Source organism: Paenibacillus sp. FSL R7-0331 (assembly GCF_000758645.1).
Classification (GTDB): Bacteria; Bacillota; Bacilli; order Paenibacillales; family Paenibacillaceae; genus Paenibacillus_AQ; species Paenibacillus_AQ camerounensis.
The window spans coordinates 499,567-519,956 of record NZ_CP009284.1; the positions used below are offsets into that span (position 1 = coordinate 499,567).

General features: G+C 54.8%; 18 protein-coding genes. 13 read left to right on the forward strand and 5 right to left on the reverse strand.

What is annotated here, in order from left to right:
• Positions 1 to 66 precede the first annotated feature (66 nt).
• The 4 genes from R70331_RS02165 (at position 67) to R70331_RS02180 (ending at position 4,006) form a co-directional block, all read left to right on the forward strand.
• The gene (locus R70331_RS02165) at positions 67 to 1,464 is read left to right on the forward strand and encodes an ATP-binding protein (protein ID WP_042172478.1); all 1,398 of its coding nucleotides are present in this window, start codon (positions 67 to 69) and stop codon (positions 1,462 to 1,464) included.
• A 118-nt stretch (positions 1,465 to 1,582) separates the two neighbouring features.
• Positions 1,583 to 2,857 (forward strand): MFS transporter, encoded by a 1,275-nt coding sequence (locus R70331_RS02170; protein ID WP_042172479.1) that lies wholly within the window; start codon positions 1,583 to 1,585, stop codon positions 2,855 to 2,857.
• 21 nt (positions 2,858 to 2,878) lie between these two features.
• On the forward strand, positions 2,879 to 3,541 hold the full coding sequence (locus R70331_RS02175) for an NAD(P)H-binding protein (RefSeq protein WP_042172481.1): 663 nt from the start codon (positions 2,879 to 2,881) through the stop codon (positions 3,539 to 3,541).
• Positions 3,542 to 3,625: 84 nt separating this feature from the next.
• On the forward strand, positions 3,626 to 4,006 hold the full coding sequence (locus R70331_RS02180; protein WP_039869407.1) for a RidA family protein: 381 nt from the start codon (positions 3,626 to 3,628) through the stop codon (positions 4,004 to 4,006).
• Positions 4,007 to 4,090: 84 nt separating this feature from the next.
• Here the strand turns inward: R70331_RS02180 and R70331_RS02185 are convergent, their stop codons facing one another.
• Positions 4,091 to 4,849 carry a TspO-related membrane protein gene (locus tag R70331_RS02185; protein WP_042172483.1) on the reverse strand — a complete coding sequence of 253 codons (759 nt, stop codon included), beginning with the start codon at positions 4,847 to 4,849 and terminating at the stop codon, positions 4,091 to 4,093.
• A gap of 211 nt (positions 4,850 to 5,060) precedes the next feature.
• Here R70331_RS02185 and R70331_RS02190 point away from each other — a divergent pair, with 211 nt between their 5' ends.
• The 3 genes from R70331_RS02190 to R70331_RS30250 all read left to right on the forward strand — a co-directional run bounded on the left by R70331_RS02190 (position 5,061) and on the right by R70331_RS30250 (position 11,599).
• Positions 5,061 to 7,508 carry a glycoside hydrolase family 31 protein gene (locus R70331_RS02190; RefSeq protein ID WP_042172485.1) on the forward strand — a complete coding sequence of 816 codons (2,448 nt, stop codon included), beginning with the start codon at positions 5,061 to 5,063 and terminating at the stop codon, positions 7,506 to 7,508.
• 251 nt (positions 7,509 to 7,759) lie between these two features.
• On the forward strand, positions 7,760 to 10,849 hold the full coding sequence (locus tag R70331_RS02195; RefSeq protein WP_042172487.1) for a DEAD/DEAH box helicase: 3,090 nt from the start codon (positions 7,760 to 7,762) through the stop codon (positions 10,847 to 10,849).
• A gap of 27 nt (positions 10,850 to 10,876) precedes the next feature.
• On the forward strand, positions 10,877 to 11,599 hold the full coding sequence (locus tag R70331_RS30250) for a hypothetical protein (RefSeq protein ID WP_052418884.1): 723 nt from the start codon (positions 10,877 to 10,879) through the stop codon (positions 11,597 to 11,599).
• A 130-nt stretch (positions 11,600 to 11,729) separates the two neighbouring features.
• On the opposite strand, the gene R70331_RS02205 is transcribed toward R70331_RS30250, so the two are convergent.
• Entirely contained in the window at positions 11,730 to 12,464 is a 735-nt protein-coding gene (locus R70331_RS02205; protein WP_442950564.1) for a GTP pyrophosphokinase, read from the reverse strand.
• A gap of 350 nt (positions 12,465 to 12,814) precedes the next feature.
• Between R70331_RS02205 and R70331_RS02210 the strand changes: the two genes are divergently transcribed.
• From R70331_RS02210 to R70331_RS02225, 4 genes are all read left to right on the forward strand, one after another.
• Positions 12,815 to 13,600, forward strand: a complete 786-nt coding sequence (locus tag R70331_RS02210; protein WP_042172488.1) for a zinc ribbon domain-containing protein — start codon at positions 12,815 to 12,817, stop codon at positions 13,598 to 13,600.
• Positions 13,601 to 13,682: 82 nt separating this feature from the next.
• The gene (locus R70331_RS02215; RefSeq protein WP_042172491.1) at positions 13,683 to 14,531 is read left to right on the forward strand and encodes a TrmB family transcriptional regulator; all 849 of its coding nucleotides are present in this window, start codon (positions 13,683 to 13,685) and stop codon (positions 14,529 to 14,531) included.
• 42 nt (positions 14,532 to 14,573) lie between these two features.
• A complete protein-coding gene (locus R70331_RS02220) occupies positions 14,574 to 14,879 on the forward strand; it encodes a hypothetical protein (RefSeq protein WP_042172494.1) in 306 nt (101 codons plus the stop codon).
• Positions 14,880 to 14,936: 57 nt separating this feature from the next.
• A complete protein-coding gene (locus R70331_RS02225) occupies positions 14,937 to 15,539 on the forward strand; it encodes a xanthine phosphoribosyltransferase (protein ID WP_042172496.1) in 603 nt (200 codons plus the stop codon).
• Between the two features lie 602 nt (positions 15,540 to 16,141).
• On the opposite strand, the gene R70331_RS02230 is transcribed toward R70331_RS02225, so the two are convergent.
• The 3 genes from R70331_RS02230 to R70331_RS30255 form a co-directional block, all read right to left on the reverse strand.
• Entirely contained in the window at positions 16,142 to 17,089 is a 948-nt protein-coding gene (locus tag R70331_RS02230) for a diacylglycerol/lipid kinase family protein (RefSeq protein ID WP_042172498.1), read from the reverse strand.
• Positions 17,090 to 17,198: 109 nt separating this feature from the next.
• Complete coding sequence (locus tag R70331_RS02235) at positions 17,199 to 17,537, reverse strand: DUF4870 domain-containing protein (protein ID WP_042172500.1); 339 nt, start codon at positions 17,535 to 17,537, stop codon at positions 17,199 to 17,201.
• Positions 17,538 to 17,668: 131 nt separating this feature from the next.
• Positions 17,669 to 18,217: a hypothetical protein gene (locus tag R70331_RS30255; RefSeq protein ID WP_052418885.1), complete on the reverse strand. Its 549-nt coding sequence runs from the start codon at positions 18,215 to 18,217 to the stop codon at positions 17,669 to 17,671.
• 443 nt (positions 18,218 to 18,660) lie between these two features.
• Between R70331_RS30255 and R70331_RS02245 the strand changes: the two genes are divergently transcribed.
• Positions 18,661 to 18,849, forward strand: a complete 189-nt coding sequence (locus tag R70331_RS02245) for a hypothetical protein (protein ID WP_039869425.1) — start codon at positions 18,661 to 18,663, stop codon at positions 18,847 to 18,849.
• 403 nt (positions 18,850 to 19,252) lie between these two features.
• Positions 19,253 to 20,296, forward strand: a complete 1,044-nt coding sequence (gene coxB / locus R70331_RS02250) for a cytochrome c oxidase subunit II (RefSeq protein ID WP_042172503.1) — start codon at positions 19,253 to 19,255, stop codon at positions 20,294 to 20,296.
• The last annotated feature ends 94 nt before the right edge of the window (positions 20,297 to 20,390 follow it).

Here is a 20,390-nt window from a genome sequence, read left to right on the forward strand (position 1 = left end):
ATTCAATACTAGTATGATAGTATGGATTGAAGGGTTTTTATTTTCTTGAGCTGTGGGAGTGGGGCTATGGAATATCTTAAGATCTTTTTTGTTAATACAGCACTGCTGATAACATTGGCTTATCTTGGTAATTTAATATATAAGCATACCATTACATACGCCCCGGAGCGGGTAAAAAAGATATGCTGGGTGCTGGTAGCTATTTTTGCCGGCTGGATCAGCTCCTTTTTCGGATATAGGCTGGATGAGAATGTCATCTTTGATTTGCGCATTGTGCCGCTTATTATTTCAACGCTGGCGTACCCTCACCCGTTCATTCTTATCATAATCGGTGTAGGAACTGCTATTACCCGCCTGACCTTTGGCATTAATGAAGCAGCAATGGCTGGTGTAATTAATCTGTCCATACTCGGCTTTGTCTGTGCCGGCCTCAGCCTGTGGGTGAGCCGCTCTGCCGCTTCACTGCGGTTCAAAAGGCTGACAGTAATTCTCATCGTTAACCTGATCAATACAGTTAACATCCTTATCTTCGGTGTTATTCCCGACAAGATCTATCTCACAGAGATTATGCCTGTGACCTTGGCCGGCGGCCTGGTGCTCAGCCTGCTGTTTGCCCTGATTATCCGCGACTTTCAGCTGGAGCTTATGCGCAACGGCCAGATTGTCCGGGCGAATGAACTGCTATACACCCAGACTGAGGAGCTGCACAAGAACAAGATTGCTCTGGAGGAACGGGCTAAACAGCTGATGCTGGCCTCCCAGTACAAATCGGAATTTCTCGCTACGATGTCCCATGAGCTGCGCACGCCGCTGAACAGCATTATCAACCTGTCACAATTAATAGAAGAAAGCAGCGATTCCCTGAGCCCCGAGGAGGCCCGCGAATATGCAGGAATTATCCACCGCTCGGGCGGGGATCTGCTTATGCTTATTAATGATATTCTTGATTTGTCCAAGGTTGAGGCCGGAAAGCTTGATATCAGCAAAGAAGATTTGAGTGTCAGTGAAATTTCGGAGCTGCTGTCCTTGCAGTTCAGTGTGGCTGCGAAGCTGAAAGGGCTGAACTTCGAAGTTGCGCGGGATGATGAGGTTCCGGATATTATTCATTCCGATCCCCAGCGGGTACAGCAGATTCTGCGCAATCTGCTTGCTAATGCGGTTAAGTTCACTGCGGAAGGGGGCATTACCCTTCATATCCGTACAGTGGAGCATAAGGAAGGGGCCCTGTCCCGGCGCTGGATCGTATTTGATGTGCAGGATACCGGCATTGGAATTGCCGCCGAGAAGCATGACCTCATCTTTGAAGCTTTTCAGCAGGCTGATGTGACAATCGGCCGCAGGTATGGGGGAACGGGGCTTGGCCTGTCCATCAGCAATGATCTTGCAAGACTTCTGGGCGGATTCATCACGCTGCACAGTGAAGAGCAGCAGGGAAGCCGCTTCTCCCTCTTTCTTCCCCTGTAGCTGCAGATGCTGTGATTTCTTAAGCCTCCAACTTTCTTTGTGACTTTGCTGTATTGACTTGGGGTTGATGCTGAGTAGAATGAAGCCAATGCCGCATCAAAGGAGTGTCTACCGCCCCATGAACATCATGAGAAACAGGCTGCCCGGTACCCGTCCCAAACGAATCCGCAAAGCTTCAGTCAACCGCAACAATTTGAAAATTGCTACAATTGAAGGAATTCCCTCGACGATCTTCCAGGTACTGCTGCAAGGGCAGTTTTTGACGGGATTTCTGCTGTACTTGGGAGCAAGCTCCAGCCAGATCGGATTTGTGCTGGCGCTTACCACACTGGTCAATGTTGCGCAGATTGGTGTTGCTTTCCTGATCCAGAAGCTGCCAAGCCGCAAGTGGGCCATGGTTATTTTTACGGGCCTGCACAGGCTGCTGTGGGGTGCAACCGGACTGGTGCCATTCCTGTTTCCGAAGGAGCACTGGGTTACTGCCTTTATTATTTTATATACAACCGCTTTTATTTCCAGTACAGCAGGCGGAATGCTGTGGAACTCTGTTATCAGTGACCTTGTTCCGGCACGGGTGAGAGGGCGTTATTTCGGGATCCGCAATACCTTTTTGAATGCGCTGGGCAGTCTGGTGATGTACGGCGGAGGCGTTATGCTGGACCGTTATCCCGGAAGCCAGGGCTTTCTCATTATTTATATTGTGGTGTGGGTCTGTGCAATTGCCAACATCATCGTGTTCTGCTTTTATCCGGATGTGCCGTTTGAGAAGTCGGAGGAAAAGTCATTTCTGCCGATGTTCAGAAAGCCGCTCCACGACAAGCTGTTTATGAAATCGACGCTGTTTCTTGCGGCCTGGCTGCTGCTGCAGAACCTGACGGTTCCACTCTATTCCTACGTTATGCTGCAGCTGCTGAATATAAACTATGAGACACTTTCGCTGCTCAATGTGTCGCAGACCGTGTTCATGATGGCCAGCTTCTATGTATGGGGCAATCTGAATGCCAAGTACAGTAATAAACGGCTGCTGCTCTGGACACTGCCAATCATTGCGTTATCCTCATTGATGTGGGGAATGCTGTCCGTGCTGCCGATGCTGCCGGTTCTGTTCGCGGCACATATTATTTTTGGTATGGGCGTCGGAGGCTTTAACCAGCTGGCCTTTAACTTTATTATCGGAGATACCCCGAAGAAGGAACGGCCGATGTACATGGCGATGTATGCGGCGCTTACCGGGCTGGCAGCTTTTTTTGGGCCGCTGCTCGGGGGCAGAATATACGAATGGATCGTTGACTGGCCGGAGTGGACGCAAATCTACGGAATGCAGATTATTGTCGGGGTGCTGATGCTAACCCTTGCTCTGCTGCTTGGACGCCGGATACTTCGGGACGAATAACTGGGAAGGTGAGGGATCTGAATGACAAGGATAGCGGTAGTACTGGGAGCTACAGGTCTGGTCGGTGAGGCAGTGACACGAGAGCTGCTGGCTGGTGATTGGGATGAGGTGCGTGTACTGGTCCGCCGCGAGCTTGCGCTGAAGGATTCCAGGCTTAAGCAGACGCTAGTAGACTGGGAGCAGCTCGGACAGTATAAAGAGCAATTCGCCGGAGCTTATGCCGTCTTCTGCTGTCTGGGCACGACCATCAAGAAAGCGGGCTCCCGGGAGAAGTTCGAGCGGGTGGACCTGCATTATCCGCTGGAGGCTGCTGCACTCGCCCAATCAAGCGGTGTGCAGCAGTTTCTGGTGGTATCCTCGATAGGGGCAAACGCCAAATCAGGTAACTTTTACATCCGGACCAAAGGTCTGGCTGAAGATGGACTGGCTGCTGCCGGCTTCCGCGGCCTGCATATTTTCCGTCCTTCACTGCTGCTGGGGGAGCGGCCCGAATTCAGGCTGGGCGAACGCGCTGCTGCTGTGCTCATTAAGGCGCTGGATTTCGCAATGACCGGCAGGCTGGCCCGTTACCGGGCCATTTCGGGTGCTAAGGTCGCCAAGGCTATGGTGAATATTGCACTCGCGGATACAGGCGGGACGCATATTTACACCAATGAGGTTATTCACGTGATCGGCGGACGGTAAATAGGATGAAAGTTTGCAATAAGCAGAGCCGAAGCCGTACAATGGGACATAATCATCTGTACATAATGACAGGAGGAATATGTGATGAGTAAAAAGCAAATCGCCACAACAGCGGCACCGGGCGCCATCGGACCGTACAGCCAGGCTATTGCCGCAGGCAATTGGGTATATACTTCCGGACAGCTCGGCCTGAACCCGGAGACGGGGGAGCTTGCTGAAGGGGTGCAGGAGCAGGCCCGCCAGTCGCTCAATAATGTGAAGGCAATTCTTGAGGAAGCCGGCGCTTCGATGGAGCATATCGTGAAGACGACCGTATATCTGAAGGACATGAACGATTTTGCAGCAGTTAATGAGGTGTACAGCTCCTTCTTTACCGAGCCTTATCCGGCCCGCAGTGCGGTTGAGGTAGCGCGACTGCCGAAGGATGGTCTGGTTGAGATTGAAGCGGTAGCACGCAAAAAATAGAAATACAGACAAGCCCGCTGAACCGGTCTAACCCGGTCAGCGGGCTTTTTGTGCTGCTGTTAAGGCTTTATTCTGATTAATGCCTCAGGCTCTCCTGCGCATTGGTGTAAGCTTCAGCCACAGGCTGTACAACAGAAGTAAGGCGGCGGCAATGGAAGCGGTGATAAAGATGTTCTCTGTTTCCCGCTGCTCCAGTGCGATAGCAATAAAGGCCCATACAAACACCAGCGGGAAGATGCTGTCACGGTAAGGGTAGCTGACCAGTACGGCGAGCAGTGTGCCGACAACAAGCATGATGACCGCCCACACTGTACCGTCCAGGCCAAAGCCGCCCCAGTCATTCTTTTGCAGCACAATAGATACATTAACAATGGTGGCGACACAAATCCAGCCCAGGTAAATGCTGAACGGCAGACGGATCAGCCAGCTTTCACCCGTGGTCGGACGGTCAATCATTCTGGTCTTGCGGTAAATGACGATCAGGGAGATCAGCAGCAGCACCATGGCGGCCAGTGACAGCTCGATGTATAAATAATGCCACAGAATCAGCCAGCTCATATTAAAGACACAGCTAAGGATGAACCAGATGCCGATGGACTGAACCGAATCTCTGGAGCCCGTAGCGGAGCGGAACTGGTAGATCACAAACCCGGCCAGCAGCAGATAAATGAGTGACCAGATGGAAAAAGCATAGCCGGCCGGAGTAAGGTAAGTATGATACTTGTCAGAAATTTCACGGGTGCTGTTCCCGCCCAGCGGCAGCGTTACAGACAGGGTGTTAACCAGGATAACCCCAAGGAAGAACAGCAGGTTCCCCCACTTAAAAGGATTGTTGCGCGTCATAATGAATTCACTCCCTAAGCTTTGTATTGTAGCATGTCAGTTCCTGACCTGCTTCTTGACCTACATAGAATATACCCGCTTTATTTGCTATTCAGACTAACTCCGGTAAAAAAATGACCTGCAGGTCATAAAATTCACGGATAGCACGCCGTCAAGTCGGGGTAATATGTATTTATTACTAAAGGTGCACGCAAGGAGGGAGAAAGCGAAGATGGAGAGCAGTGAGGCAATTCGCCCTGAAAAAATGGGCCCGATCGTCATGACCGAAACCTGGAATACCCCGGGGAGTGTGGAGTCCTGGGAACGCTCAGAGAGTATTTATATTGTCAGGGGCGAGCGGGCAGGCATTGTGTTTGTCTTTTTAAATGACGAGATCTTCCGGATGAAGCTGTTCCACGGCAAGGCTCCTGATCTGACTACATCGCCGGCTGTACTGGCAGAGAGCTGCATACCGCACCTCTTCCCGGTGGAGGAGACGGAGGAGCAGCTGATTTTTACGACTAGCAGCATTCGTCTGATTATAGAAAAGGCCTCCTTTCTGATCCGGGTGGAGAACATGGCAGGCCAAATTGTAATGCAGCAGAACCTGACGAGCTGGAATCCGCGCGGGGCAAGCCATGCCGAGTATGATATGCAGCCGGATTCGCATTTCTACGGGCTGGGTGAGAAGTCAAGCTTCCTGGATAAGCGCGGCGAGCGCTATACGAACTGGAATACCGATGTATTCGCTCCCCATCTTCCGGAGATTGAGGCGCTGTATGAGTCCATTCCATTGCTGATCCATATGCACGGCGAGCTGACCTACGGCTTGTTCCTCGACAATACGGGCCGGAGTGACTTTGATATGCGCTCGCACGGGGTGGCGTTTACGATCGGCTGCTCAACAGGCGAGTATGATATTTATTTTATTAACGGGCCAGAGATGAAGGATGTTGTCAAAAAATATACCTCCCTCACGGGAAGGATTGCGCTCCCGCCTAAATGGTCGATCGGCTACCACCAGTCTCGCTACAGCTATATGAATCAGCAGGAGGTGCTGCAGCTGGCCCGGACCTTCCGCGAAAAGAACATCCCTTGCGATGTAATTTATCTGGATATTCATTATATGGACGAGTACCGGGTGTTTACGTTCGATCCGGTTAACTTTCCCGAGCCGCAGAAGATGATTGCCGAGCTGGGTGAGCTTGGTGTGCGGATTGTGCCGATCGTTGATCCCGGCGTCAAAAAAGACCCGAAATACGAGGTGTACAAGGAAGGTGTGCTGAACAAGCATTTCTGCCGCAGGCTGGAGGGGGATATCTTTTTCGGTGAGGTGTGGCCGGGTATCAGCGCCTTTCCGGATTTCAGTGACAGCCGGACGTCCGAGTGGTGGGGCGATCTGCACAAATATTACACGGACCTCGGCATCCAGGGCATCTGGAATGATATGAATGAGCCGGCGGTTTTTAATGAGTCCAAGACGATGGATCTCGATGTCATGCATTTCAATGACGGGCGTCCGGTTACCCATGAGGAGTACCACAATCTGTACGGGATGATGATGTCAAAAGCAACCTATGAGGGGCTGGCGGAGCATATGGCAGGTGAGCGCCCCTTTGTACTGACCAGAGCCGGGTATGCCGGTATTCAGCGGTATGCCGCTGTGTGGACCGGGGACAACCGCAGCTTCTGGGAGCATATGGCGATGGCGATTCCGATGGTGCTTAACATGGGGCTGTCGGGGTTAGCTTTTGCCGGTCCGGATATCGGCGGCTTTGCCCATCACACCTCGGCGCAGCTGCTGGTACGCTGGACACAGATGGGTGTATTCTTCCCTTACTGCCGCAACCACTCCTCAATTGGAACAATGCGCCAGGAGCCCTGGTCGTTCGGTGAGGAGGTCGAGGATATTCTGCGTGAATTCATCGGCCTGCGCTACCGCTGGATGCCGCATATCTATAACCTTTTCCATGAAGCAGAAATATGCGGCCTGCCGGTTATCCGTCCGCTGATCCTGGAATATCCGCGCGATCCGCATGTAACCAATCTGTGTGACCAGTTCCTGCTGGGTGAGAATGTGCTGATTGCCCCGGTCTACCGTCCGGATACAGACCATCGCTCAGTGTATCTGCCGGAAGGCTGCTGGCTGGATTACTGGGACGGTGAGGTGCACGAGGGCGGACAGCATATCCTTGCGGCTGCACCGCTGCATATCATGCCGATGTATGTGAAGGCGGGAACCTTTACAGCAGAGGGGCCGCTTAAACAGTATGCCCAGGAGGAAACGCCGGAGACGGTTATTTTCCACTTGTACGGTGGTAAGGCGGAGAAGGATTTCGCAGCAGCATTTACGCTGTATGAGGATGACGGGCACAGCTTTGCTTACCGGAAGGGGACTTATTCCCAGATTGCTGTGGAGGCTAAGGGTACTGGAGACGGCCTGCTGTTGAACTGGTCCTATACAGCCGATGCCTACCAGTCTCCGCGGGAGATGCTGCGCTTTGCGCTCTGCTATCCGTTTTTTGCTGCAGATGATGTGGACGGGCTGCCGGAGATCAGTCTGGATGAGCTGAAGGAAGGACGCCAAGGCTGGGCCCGTAACGGCAAAAGCGGCGCCATTATCATTCAGGTTCCGGATGAGCGCAGCGGCGGGGAACTGCGGATCAGAGCGGGAAATTAAAAGAATGGATGAGGGCTGCCTTTTATCAGGCAGCTCTTTTGTTGCTTGTGCGGGGAACAGTGATGCGGGCTGCCATTTGGCGGACTCCTTTTAATCCCAAATTATCCAATCCTGACTTGGCCGGTGCCTCATTAGACACGCTATGTTTCAATTTCTAATTAAAATTGCAGAAAATATGCAGAAACGTTTTTAAATCAGGCCTTTTTCGTATAAGATGAAGGGATGAAGAAAAAGTAGACAGGAGATCACCAATGATTAAGCATCTGTATGCAATATGGCTAGGGGACGTTTTGTTTTGCTTCTCCGGTGAAACCTCGGAGCCCAAGGTCGACGCGTGGACACGCGTGGTCAAGAAGCTGGAATTCCGGGGCGGGGGGCGTCCTTTTGCGGGTGCTGCACTGCGGCTGGCAGAAGTGAAATACCCGGTGACGGCTGCGGCCGAAGGAAGAACGGCGCGGCGCGGACTGCCGGGGCGTACACTCGAAGGGCTGGCGCTGGGGCCGAAGGAAGCCTTTGATCTGCTGCTTGCCTGGGACGACGAGCTGTGCCGTACCCAGGGGATTGAAGCCGGCGGCGAGATGCGCTACTGGGCGGTTGCCGCGCGGTTCGCACTGGAGCTGATGGCGACAGGAGGGATCGTGCCCGGCGCAATGCCGCCGCGGCCGATCGGCTCACGCCGCCGCGGCGGGGAGCAGGCGGCTTCCGCCTGCTGGTCCCCGGCTTTCCGCCGGGAGGCAGATAAGGAGTTTTTCCTGCAGCTGGCAGCGTCAATGCCGGTGCTAGCGCTCGGGGCCCATGTTGCTGAGGAGAGTGACTTGTCATCGCGTGAAGATGCAGGCGGATATGTACTGTATTCCTTCCTGCAGGCAGTCATGACTGCAGAGATCAAAAAAATCATCGCCGGCGCAGAAGGGGAGCTTAGCCCTTATAAGGCGAATTACCGCCGTGGTTATTCTCCGCTGACCGAGCTGTGGTGGAACAGCCTGCTCACCGGCAGCCGGGAGATTCCGGTTCAGGGAACCCCTGCGGAAGTGTCAGAGCTGCTGGCTGAGGTGAATACGGCTGCGGCGGGTGGAATGCCGCGGGCCGCTGCGGAGGAAGAACAGACGGGCCAGCTTAGTCTTGGCCTGCGGCTGGAGCCGCCGGCAGACGAGAGCGAGCTGTGGCAGCTGACCTTCTGGGCGGAGAGCCGGGAGGAAGGGGAATTCTGGCTTCCGGCAGCAGCCGTCTGGAGCAGCCCGGAGCGCGAGTTCACCCTCTGGGGCAAGCGTTACCGTAATATCCAGCAGCAGCTGCTGGATGCGCTGGGCCGGGCTGCGGGAATATCGCCCGACATCCGGCGGGCGCTGAACGTCCCTGCACCGACAGGGGCCGAGCTTGAGCCGGAGCGCCTGTACTTCTTCTTGAAGGAGAGCGTGCAGCAGCTGCGTGAACGGGGAATTACGGTGCAGATGCCGTCACGCTGGAGCCGCGAAGGGCGGCGCCGGATCGGGATGAGGATGAAGATGCAGCCGCCTCAGGGCGGGATGGACGGACCTGTACAGCCGTCACTGGGGATGGAGGAGCTGATCTCCTTCCGGATTGAGGCTTCGCTTGGCGACAACCCGATCAGTGAAGAGGAGCTGAATGCCCTGGTGGAGGCGGGAGTGCCTTTTGTACGCTTCCGGGGCGAGTGGATTGAAGTTGATCCGAAGGAAATCCGCCAGGTGCTGAGATATATGAAACGCCATGAGGGCGGCGAAATGCCGGCCGCAGACTGGATGCGTCTGGAGGCTGAGGACGGGGAAGAACGGCTCTGGAAGGGCATGTCGGTTACTGGTATGGAAACGTCCGGACTGCTGGCTTCGCTCATGCACGGTGATATTCTGCGGAATATACCGCCGCGTACAGTACCGGATGGCTTGCATGGAACGCTGAGGCCTTATCAGGAGCGGGGCTATCAATGGCTGGCAGCACTCAGCGGTCTAGGCTTTGGGGTCTGCCTCGCAGATGATATGGGGCTGGGTAAGACGATTCAGGTCATTGCCTGCCTGATGGAACGGGCATTAACGGCTCCTGCTGAAGTGAAGCATGAGCCGGCGCTGATTCTTTGCCCGACCTCTCTGCTGGGCAACTGGCAGCGTGAGCTGCAGCGCTTTGCACCGTCGCTGAGTGTGCATATTCACCACGGGGGCAGGCGGATACGCGGAGAAGGGTTCGCCGAGCTTGCTGACAGCCATGAGATTGTCTTGACCACTTATCATCTGGCCGGAAGGGACAGCGAGGATCTGGCAGCAGTGCGCTGGTCTACAGTTGTGCTGGATGAAGCGCAATATATCAAGAATCACCGCACCAAGCAGGCGCAGAGTGTGATGAAGCTGTCTGCACCTCACCGGATTGCCATGACAGGCACACCTGTCGAGAACCGGCTTGGCGAGCTTTGGTCGATTTTTCACTTTTTGAATCCGGGGTATCTCGGTTCCTACCACTCCTTCCGCCAGCGTTATGTATCGGGGGAAGGCGGGGAGCGGCTGCAGGAGCTGCACCGGCTCGTCTCGCCGTTTCTGCTGCGCAGGCTCAAAAGCGACCCGGATATTTCCAAGGATCTGCCGGAGAAGCTGGAGCTGAAATCCTACTGTCCGCTGACCGAGACGCAGGCAGCGCTATATCAGGGCGTGGTGGACGAGATGCTCGGTGTCATCGGCGAGCGCTCCGGCATGGCCCGCCGCGGGCTGGTTCTCTCCTCGCTGACCAAGCTGAAGCAGATCTGCAACCATCCGCAGCTGTTCCGTAAGGAAGAGGGACGCAGCGGGCGCAGCGAGCAGTCCGGCAAGATGGAAGTCATGTTCGAGGTGCTGGACAGTATTGCCGAGCTAGGGGAATCCGCGCTGATCTTCACCCAGTACGTAGCGATGGGGGAGCTGCTCGTAAACAGGCTGGCCAAGCGATACGGTGAGACACCGCTGTTCCTGCACGGGGGTATTCCCAAGCGGGAGCGTGATGAGATGGTACATGCGTTCCAGGAGGGCGAAGGGCCGGCCTTCTTCGTACTGTCGCTCAAGGCAGGCGGGGTAGGCCTAAACCTCACGAGGGCCAATCATGTGGTGCATTATGACCGCTGGTGGAATCCGGCGGTAGAGAATCAGGCGACGGACCGGGCTTTCCGGATCGGCCAGCACAAAAATGTGCAGGTGCATAAGCTGATCTGCCAGGGCACCCTGGAGGAACGGATTGACGAGCTCATTGAGCGCAAAAAAAACCTTTCGGAGCAGGTAGTCGGCTCCGGGGAGAATTGGCTGACGGAAATGTCCAACCATGAGCTGCAGGAGCTGATTGAGCTTCAGGGCCAGGACTGGATGTAGAGTACGGTAAGTATAGGGGGATTAACAATGGGCAAGCTGCCGGAATTACGGCTTATTATAGAACCTGGAATCCTGAAGACGGCAGCGTTACAGGGGAGCAGTATAGGCGTGGCCGAAGCGGCTCCAGAGCAGGCTTTTTCCTGTGAGGTTCCGCAGTGGTCAGCAGCACGGAAGACGGAGGTGCTGCGGCAGCTTGCCGAGCATCCCGGAGAGCTGTATGACCTGCTGCTGGGCAAAAGAAAAGGCATTGCAGCGGGGATCCAGCTCCTTCCCCTGGAGCTGGATCAGGCTGATTCCGGCTCCGGGCAGCTGCCCGGATGGGCAAGGAGGCAGCTTGAGGAGGAGCCGCTGCTTGCCTTCAAGCTGCGCGGAATGAGCAAGGAGGAGCTGCTGGGCGGAGTGTTCGCCCTCTGGGCCGAGGAGGAATATCCCCCGCAGGAGGACGGCGCTACAGCTCCGGCCAGCATGCTGGCTGCGGAGCTGGCCAAGCTGGAACGGAAGGGGCCGGCGGTAACGACCGGTGAATGGCTGGCCGAAGCGGCTGCCGAGGGCTCGCTGCATCAGCCGGGACCCTTATTCCATGAGCTGGCCGCAAAGCCCTTTCCGGCTTCTCCGGCAGTAGCCCCGCCTGCTGAGAACTGGAGGGAGCTGCTGCCGAATACTCCCAAGGCAGGCGAAGGCCTGGCCCTGATTATGCGCAAGGCGGCTGAATCAGCTGTGCGCCGGGCGTCTGAGCTGGGCAGGCTGTAGCGCCTTCCCTGAGTGTAGCTGCAGCCAGACAATAAACAAGGCAGTGCCGTAACAGCTTTTTTGCTGCCGGGCACTGCCTTATTTAGTGTCTGTTAACCTTACTCCGCAGGTGCGGAAATGTCTGCTGTCCCTACTCTTCCGCCTGCTTATCCGCAGAGCGGCTTCCTTCAGACAGCTCAAGAATCTCGCGGCGCAGGCGGAGCATCTTCTGATCCAGCTCATCTGCGGCCCGCGCGGCCTCCTTCAGCTCCTCGGCCACATGCGGCGGCAGCTGCTTGTCGAATTTGTAATAGAGAATATGCTCCATACTGGCCCAAAAATCCATCGCCAGCGTCCGCAGCTGTATTTCGGCCTTGACCCAGCGTGTCCCTTCGAGCAGGACGAGCGGGATGGCCACAATGATGTGCAGGCTCTGGTACCCGTTCGGCTTCGGCTGGGCAATATAATCCTTAATCTCGAGCACCTTGAGATCCTCGCGGACGCACAGATGATCGACCAGCCGGTAAATATCCTTCACAAAAGCACAGACGATCCGCATGCCTGCGATATCGTGAATGTGTTGCTCCATATTATCGAGAGTGAAGGTATGACCTTTGCGTTCCATCTTGCGCAGGATACTCTTCGGTTCTTTTATCCGTGATTTGACATGCTCGATCGGGCTGTAGCCGTCACGGACCTGCCATTCTGTCTTGACTACATCAATTTTATTCTCAAGCTCGTTCAAGGCATGGCGGTATAGTGCAGGCAATGACTTGAAATCCTCCAGCCTTCTGGCAAAATCCTCACTGCTCTGCCACTGCTGCATATCCTTTACATGCACCTGCAGCTGATTCAGCGTAACTTGCGTACTGTCGTCTTCTTTCACTGAGACTCTCCCGGGTTTCATTATTTGTGACTGTTTTATTTTAACCGATTTTATGCCCCGGAAGCAAAATAAAGCCCGCTTCCGGGCATACCGCTGACAGATGCGGGCGGAGGCTTCAGGAAACAGGCTATGTGAAAAAAGAAACATTTCTGCCGGAGAAGCGTATTAGCACACATAGATAAGTTGAACGTGAGTTTAGCAATATACACAGAACGACAAATAATGAATCTATTCGAGACATTTGGTATGATAGAAGCACGTTTTAAGGTTATAGAGCTTTATACAGGCTTCATATGAATCATTATGGCTATTAATCAGCCCTGTTCTCATCTGGAGAAGGAGGAACTACTATGAATTTTCTGCAACGCATCAAAGACAGTGCCAGCCGGGTGAGTGAAAAAGCGCAAAGCTCGGTGGAAATCGGCAAGCTAAACGGGCATATTTCCGATATTGAACGCGAAATGGAACTCGAATTTATGAAGATGGGACAGCTGTTCTATGAAGGCTACCGTTCCCGGGACATGTCGGTGGCTGAGGGAAAGATGGTTGAGCTGTCGAAGGGGTGCCTGAAGCATCAGGAGCAGATTGATGAGCTGCGCTACAGAATTGCTGAACTCAAAAACGAACGGCTCTGTGTATGCGGCAACGTAGTCGCGCTCGATGCTAATTTCTGTCCGAAATGCGGACATAAGCTGGAGGAGCCCGTAAAAAAAGAAGCGCCGGCGGTAACCATCCGCACGATTCATGAGGACGAGGAAGATGAGTTCTACGGCGAAGATGAATTAACCGAGGAAGAAAAAGAGCTTGCGCTCCGGTCAGAGCCGCGGGGTGTATACAATGAAGTGCTGTATGATTCAAAAGAATCCGGGCAGCAGGAGCCTGAGCCGCAGGATTATGAGAGTAAAGTCCATGACAGCGGGCGGGACCGCAGGGATGCGGATGAGCTGGAGCGTGAGCGCGAACGGCAGCTTGAGCTGGACCGCCGTATCCGGGACTGGAAATCGGGCGGGACCCCGGAGGAAGCGGCAGCCTACAGCGAAGAAGGCGTGCGTGATATGGTCAAGTGCCAGATCTGCCGGGCTGATCTGCCAAAGGGCTCGATGTGGTGTCCGCGCTGCGGCTCGGAACAGATCTGATATAGAAGCAGCGTGTTAACATGTAACGCCGAACCGCAGATTCACAGAATAAGTTTATAGGCATACTAGGAGGACAACATAGATGGAACAGTTGCTGCTGCATCTGCGCAATTTGGGGTTCACAGAGATGGAGTCCAAGATTATGGTCGAGCTGGCTACCAAAGGCGAGGCTTCGGGCTACGAAGTGGCAAAGCAGCTGGGCGTATCCAGATCCAATGTGTACGCGGCGCTTCAGCGTCTCACACAGCAGGGTTATGTACGATGCGGGGAAGGGGAGCCTGCCCGTTACAGCGTGCTTGATCCGGAAGAGCTGGCTACCATGATTTCCGGCCGGGTTCAGGCTTCGCTGGCTTTTGTGGAGAGTGAAATGCCGCGGGGCGGCCCGGTCAGTCCGTCCTTTTACAATATTGAAGGGGACCGGAATATGCTGGGGGCGCTGATCCGCCAGCTGAATCTGGCCGAGAAGGAAATTGTGGTCGATGTATGGCGGGAGGAAGCTTCGCTGCTGCGCAATGAGCTGGAACAGGCGGAGCTGCGCGGCGTGAAGCTGCTGTGGGCTTTTGACGGCGGCAATGAGGCTGCTGCGCCTTACCCGGTATGGCCGCCGCTTGGCGGCAAGCCGCGCCGCAGCGGAGGGAGAAAGTTCTCCTTTGTCATCGACCGGAGCTGGTGTATGCTGGGCATGCGTTATGAGGACGGTACGGCTCAGGCGGTGGTTACGGAACATGAGGTGCTGGTAGGCCTGCTGTTGAACCATTTCTCACAGGAGATGGTACTCTTCGAGCTTGAGGAGGATATGGGCGCTGAGTTGAACCGGCGTTACGGTGAACGGTACAGCCGTATTTACAGCAAGTATGTCATGCATGATAAGGATACAGATGCCAATAAGGATACGAACGCTGAAGAGCCCGGTAATGTCCGTGAGGAGTAGCGGGTTCAGGTTGGGCTAGACTAAGCCGGGGAGGTGAAAAAAATGGAATGTATTGTTCATTTTGACGTGCAACATCCGGAAGGCCCTAAGCCGCTTCGGGGGCTGCTGTTCCTGGATGAAGGTAAGGTGCCGGGTGAGAATGAGCTGGTGGAGATGTTCAGGGACATGAAGTTTAATGTGCGGCTGGCTGACCGGGAGAAGCTGATCTTCAAGCCGGTAAATGCCGGTGAGAAATATTCGGAGATCCGGATTACCAGCTATGACGGCGGCAAGTCAGGCAGCAAGGAGGATCATGACCTGAAGTCGATTGTCGGCAACCTGCTGCCGCAGAAGCCGTCCGGCCTGTAATATGAGTAAAGGGAAGGCGGGGTCCAAGGGAATCTGAGGAGAAAAGAGGGAGCACAGATGGAGTTATTGAGACGCAAGGTTTTGGATGAAGGAATCGTTCTCGGTCAGGGCGTGCTCAAGGTGGATTCTTTTCTGAATCACCAGATGGACCCATTTCTGATGCGGGAGGTCGGCCGTGAGTTTACCCGCCGGTTTGCCGGGGAGACAATCACGAAAGTGCTGACGATTGAATCCTCGGGGATTGCCCCGGGTATCATGACTGCACTTACGCTTGAGGTGCCGCTGATTTTTGCCCGCAAGCAGAAATCGCTGACCCTGACGGAGGACATTTACGTGGAGACCGTCTATTCTTTTACCAAGAAAGAAAGCAATGACATCACCGTATCCAAAAAATTCATCGCTCCGGGCGAGCGCGTGCTGATCGTGGACGATTTTCTGGCCAACGGTGAGGCGGCCTTCGGGCTGGCCCGGATTGTCGAACAGGCCGGCGGCACTGTCGCCGGTATCGGCATCGTGATCGAAAAAGCCTTCCAGCCGGGCAACCGTCTGCTGAAGGAAGCGGGCTACCGCGTGGAATCACTGGTGCGCATTGCTTCGCTGGAGGATGGCGTCATTTCGTTTGTAGAGGAAGAGGACGGACAGCCGGGCCAGATCACATAAGCTGTATTGTAGAACACATACTCAGTATTTAAAGCCCAAAGCAGGGACTCCGGCAACCAGCCGGAGTCCCTGCTTTGGGCTTTTCTTTAGTTGCCGGTGTAGTCTGCGGGCAGCTGTGCAGGCCGGTTGCTCTGCCATATGAGGGGTGTGCCGTGGGGCGACAATTTAGGTGGATTCACGGCAACTAATGGAGCATCGGCGTTGTGTTCCAGGAGATTAGTGGGAATAAATCCATTTAATTTGAGCCGTTATGTCCAAAAAGGGTCAATTGGCCTGATATAGGTGAACCTTTATCCAATTAAATATTGAAAATAAGCATTAGAGACGGAATTAGGTGGGGGAAATCCACCTAGATGCCTGGGCGGATTGCTGTACGATGGCTGGCTTGACCGCTTAATCGGCTGTAACAGTGCAATGGGCGAATCGTCTGTCGCCATATCGGAGTATAGGCCATAAGCGGTATGGCTCGTACTGATGCAATGGATAAACCGGCGGCTGTCGTCCGGCAGCCGGCCATGCCGCTGCGAGGCTGAAGCAAGGCCGGCTATCTGCCGCAGCGGCCAGTATCTGCCCCGCAGCTGCCGGCAAGCTCGTCCCCGGAGTTAGCCGCTCGCCTGGCAGGAGCCGGCGGCTCTGCCGTGCGCCGCGGCGGCCAGCGGCGTCAGCACGCGCAGCGCGCCGGGCTCGCAGCGCACCGCCAGCGGCGCCGTGCCGAGCGGCTCGCCGTCGCCGATGGCGTGCCGCGGCTGCGCGAAGCGGACCGCTACGCTGCGTCCGCGCAGCATTGTCACGAAGGGCAGCGCCACATGCGTGCCCTTCAGCAGCGTAGGGAACAGCCGCAGCACCTGCGCGCGGCTGCACCCGTGCACGACGCAGACGTCGAGCCGGCCGTCGCCCGTCTCCGCCTGCGGGCAGATCAGCAGCCCGCCGCCATAGCTTGGCAGGTTGCAGACCGAGACGAGCCAGGCCTGGTCAAAGGCCTGCTCCTTGCCGTCGAGGGTCACGCTCACGCGGCAGGGCTTGAAGGTAATCAGCGTATGCAGAATGCCGATGATATAAGCCAGCTGCCCGGCGCCTACGGCATTGCACAGCCGCTTGTACCGGCTGTTGTTCACGTTCACGGCTACCTGGGCATCGAAGCCGCTTGCGACGGCGGTCAGCGTCAGGCCGCCCGTCCCGGCAAGCAGATCCGCCTCCAGGCATTGGTCCTGCAGCGCAGTGTCCAGTGCGGCTTCCGTGTCCAGCGGGATGCCGAAGCCGCGCGCCGTATCATTGCCCGAGCCGGCGGGAATTACCGCGAGCGGGACACCCCTGCGCCGCAGTGCGCCAAGCACGCTGTGGATCGTGCCGTCGCCGCCGATCAGTATGGCGGCTCGCCAGTCGTCACGGCGGGCAAGCGCGTGAAGCACCTGCGCCTCTGCCTGGTCTGCGTTATTGGTGAACAAGGCTTCGTGGGCAATGCCGCGCGCCTTCAGCATACCCTCGACGCTCTGCCAGGTCCGCTGCCCGGCACCGCCGCCGGAACGGGGGTTTATAATCAATAAATACATGAATGCTCCTCCAGCCTGCAGATTCCTGAATGTACTGATCTCATTGTAAGGAGTAGACAGGCAAAAGGGAATCACTATTACAAAGGCTGAGGCGGCGGTGAATTCCTGATTACAGCTGTCGGAGCTGGCTTTCCGCGAGATCACCTGCGAAAGGAAGCTTATACCACCTGCCGCCGAGGGAATGAAAGAGCATCAGCAGCCAGACAGAGAAGCCGAGCAGCGAGAGGATCGCTCCAATAAAACCGCCCATTAGCGGAATGAATCCGCTGATGACATGGGCGACCATCAGCACGCCGAAGGCAATCAGCGACTGCAGCGCGTGGAAGAGCACAAACCGGCTGCGTTTTTCCAGGGCAAGAAACACAATGGGGCCGACAAAAGGAATAAAATAACAAACAGCAGCAGCGATATTCTCGGGCAGTCCGGTGGACGATTTGAATGGGGACATAGTGCTCACTCTCCTTGTACTTGGAGAAGAAGGCGGAGATCTGGCGCCCTGCACACAGGCTGGGGCGGATTCCCTGCTCTTTCCTTACTAGGAGCCTATGATTTGGAGATACAAAGTATGTGAAGCAGACTTTACGGATTCATCGCCGGAATAATGTGCTGCTCAAGCAGCCTGCGCGGATTCCGCCAGCGGCTAACCGCGCTTTCGGCAGTAAAAACAATGGCAGCATCTAGCTCCGGCAGCAGCCAGAGCTGCTGGTCCCCGCGCCCGTGAGCGAGCACGTAAGGCTGCCCGCTTATGCGTCCGTTCCAGAACCGGTACCCGTAGTCCCCATAAGCAGGGTAGCTGTCCTTCTGTTTCCTGAAGGCCTGTTCCAGCCAGCTCTGTGGAATCAGCTGCCGCTCCTCATTAAGGCCTCCGCCGAGCAGCGACACAAGGCTTTTGGTCGCGGACCACAGATCATTCAGCATGCCGGCATGATAATTTCCGTAATACCGTTCAAATATCAGTTTCCCGTTGCGTACGACAAGCATACTATGCATTTTAGGATAGTCTTTAAGTATGGCCTTATGAGCCTGCTCCAGCTGCCTGCTTCCGGTTCCGTGCATCTCCAGTTCAGCCTGAGCCATCACGGGGGCTGTATTATAAGCTGGTCCGGGCCAGGAAATCCGATTGTCCATAAAGTCTCCCTTCGGTATTAAGGCGGAGGATATTTCAGCTGCATCCCGTTTATTTTAACCAGAAGTCTGCAATCTCACCTGCCATGGGAGACATAAATTTTCACAAAATTCCATACGCATATTTTACAAGGAAAGGTGGAACTTGGCCTTGAATATGATACAATAAGACGATAAGGCCCGAAAGGAGTGATTCAGCAAGTGGCTCTTCGGGTAAGTAAAGTGTCAAGATGTCTATACCTTAAGGCGTCTTACTCTCAGCCCAAATCACGACGAACCTGCTTCACCGGCAAGGCGGACCTCCAGAACTCTGGAATGACAGTCTAGGCGGATAATGCAAGCTACGTATGTGTACGGTTCTTATCTTGCATTTAGGTTACGGCGGACTTTTCATCATGCATTCTCAACGGAGCATTCATTTTCAATGTTTTGGGAGGGAACTGATCATGGCAAGTAAAGGTCATAACGAAGTCAAGGAAAGTCTTAGGGAAATGACACGCATTTTCCGGCCCAAAGATCCCAAGAAATTTGTAAAGGAGTACGTCCGGAAATATCGGATCACAGGAGGCTATGAAGAAGAGCTGACTATGGTCGTGGAACATGAGATGGGCAGGATTAATTCATCTGTCTCTTGATCTGCACAGAGGATAGTGTTCTTAATTGATGACATGTAATCTGCAACCACATCCATGAGGATTCTCATAAACCGTGCCCGGCTGAACGATGCTGCTGGATACGGTTTTTTTTGCTTATTTTTATGCTGGGATTATTGTCCATGAAATTGCCGGATAGTCAAGCGGATCATGAGGTTGTTTTGTTATGTATGCGCTTACCGAATAGTATACTCTATTTAAAAGAAATTTGTAAGCGCTATTAAAGGTGATAGTGACAAGCTTTTTTGCTTGAAAAAAAGAATTTGTGAACTTGCTGTGAACGATTGACAAAACACCCCCTCAAACTTATATTAATAGTGATTGTTATAATTGACAGGAAAATCCTCTGATCTACGAATCCGGGAAAAGCGGGGGTTGATCGAAGATGATAACGTGGCAGGGCGGAAAGCGGCTTCTTCCCATGACTGCAGCGCTTGGACTCATTCTGTCCGGCTGCGGTCGGGAGGACCTGTCGGTGCTTAGACCGCAGGGACCAGCAGCCGAAAGCTCGTTTGATCTGATGAAGCTGTCGATTACGATTATGATTGCTGTATTGCTGATCGTTTTTTCGATTGCCGCCTATGTGCTTGTCAAGTTCCGGCGTAAGCCCGGCCGGCGTGAAATCCCTGTGCAGGTGGAGGGGAACTTCAAGCTTGAGGTCATCTGGACGGTCATCCCCCTGATCCTGGTAGTCATTCTTGCTGTGCCGACAGTCAAGGCGGTATTTGCCGCCGGCAACGATCACGCGGACGATCCGGATGCGGTCAAGGTAAAGGTTACCGGCCATCAATACTGGTGGGAATTCGAGTATACCGATTACGGTGTGAAGACAGCGCAGGATCTGGTGATTCCTGCCGGCAAGGATATTGCCTTTGAGCTGAGGACTGCAGATGTGCTGCATTCCTTCTGGGTCCCGTCCCTGTCCGGCAAAATCGATACGAACCCCGACGGTACCGTGAACCGCTTCAGCTTCAGTGCGCCGAATGAAGGCGTTTACCGCGGCAAATGCGCCGAGCTGTGCGGACCGTCCCACGGGTTCATGGAATTCAAGGTTAAGTCGGTCAGTGAGGCGGAATTTGAGCAGTGGCTTGCCTCGATGAAGGCTCCTGCTGTGCTGCCGGAAGATCCGCAGCTTGCCGAGACCTTCAGATCAGCCTGCCTGCGCTGCCATGCTGTCGGCGATCAGGGCCTGGCAGTTGGTCCGGATCTGACGGGGTTCGGCTCCCGGGAATCCGTTGCGGGCATCCTGCTGAATGATGATACAGGCGCGGACGGGGCTCCCATTCTCGATAATCTCCAGACCTGGCTGCGTGACCCGGAAAGCGTCAAGCCGGGCAACACCATGCCCGATCCCAAAGCAGACTTAGGATTGACAGATGCAGAGATTGACGGCATCGCCGAATATCTGGCCGGTTACACGCTGGAATAGGGCGGAATAGTGAATAGCGGAAGCAGCAACCTTGAAAAGGGGGTACAAACCTTGGCTCAAACAGCGCAATCCTTGAATTCCGCCCGGCCGCCGG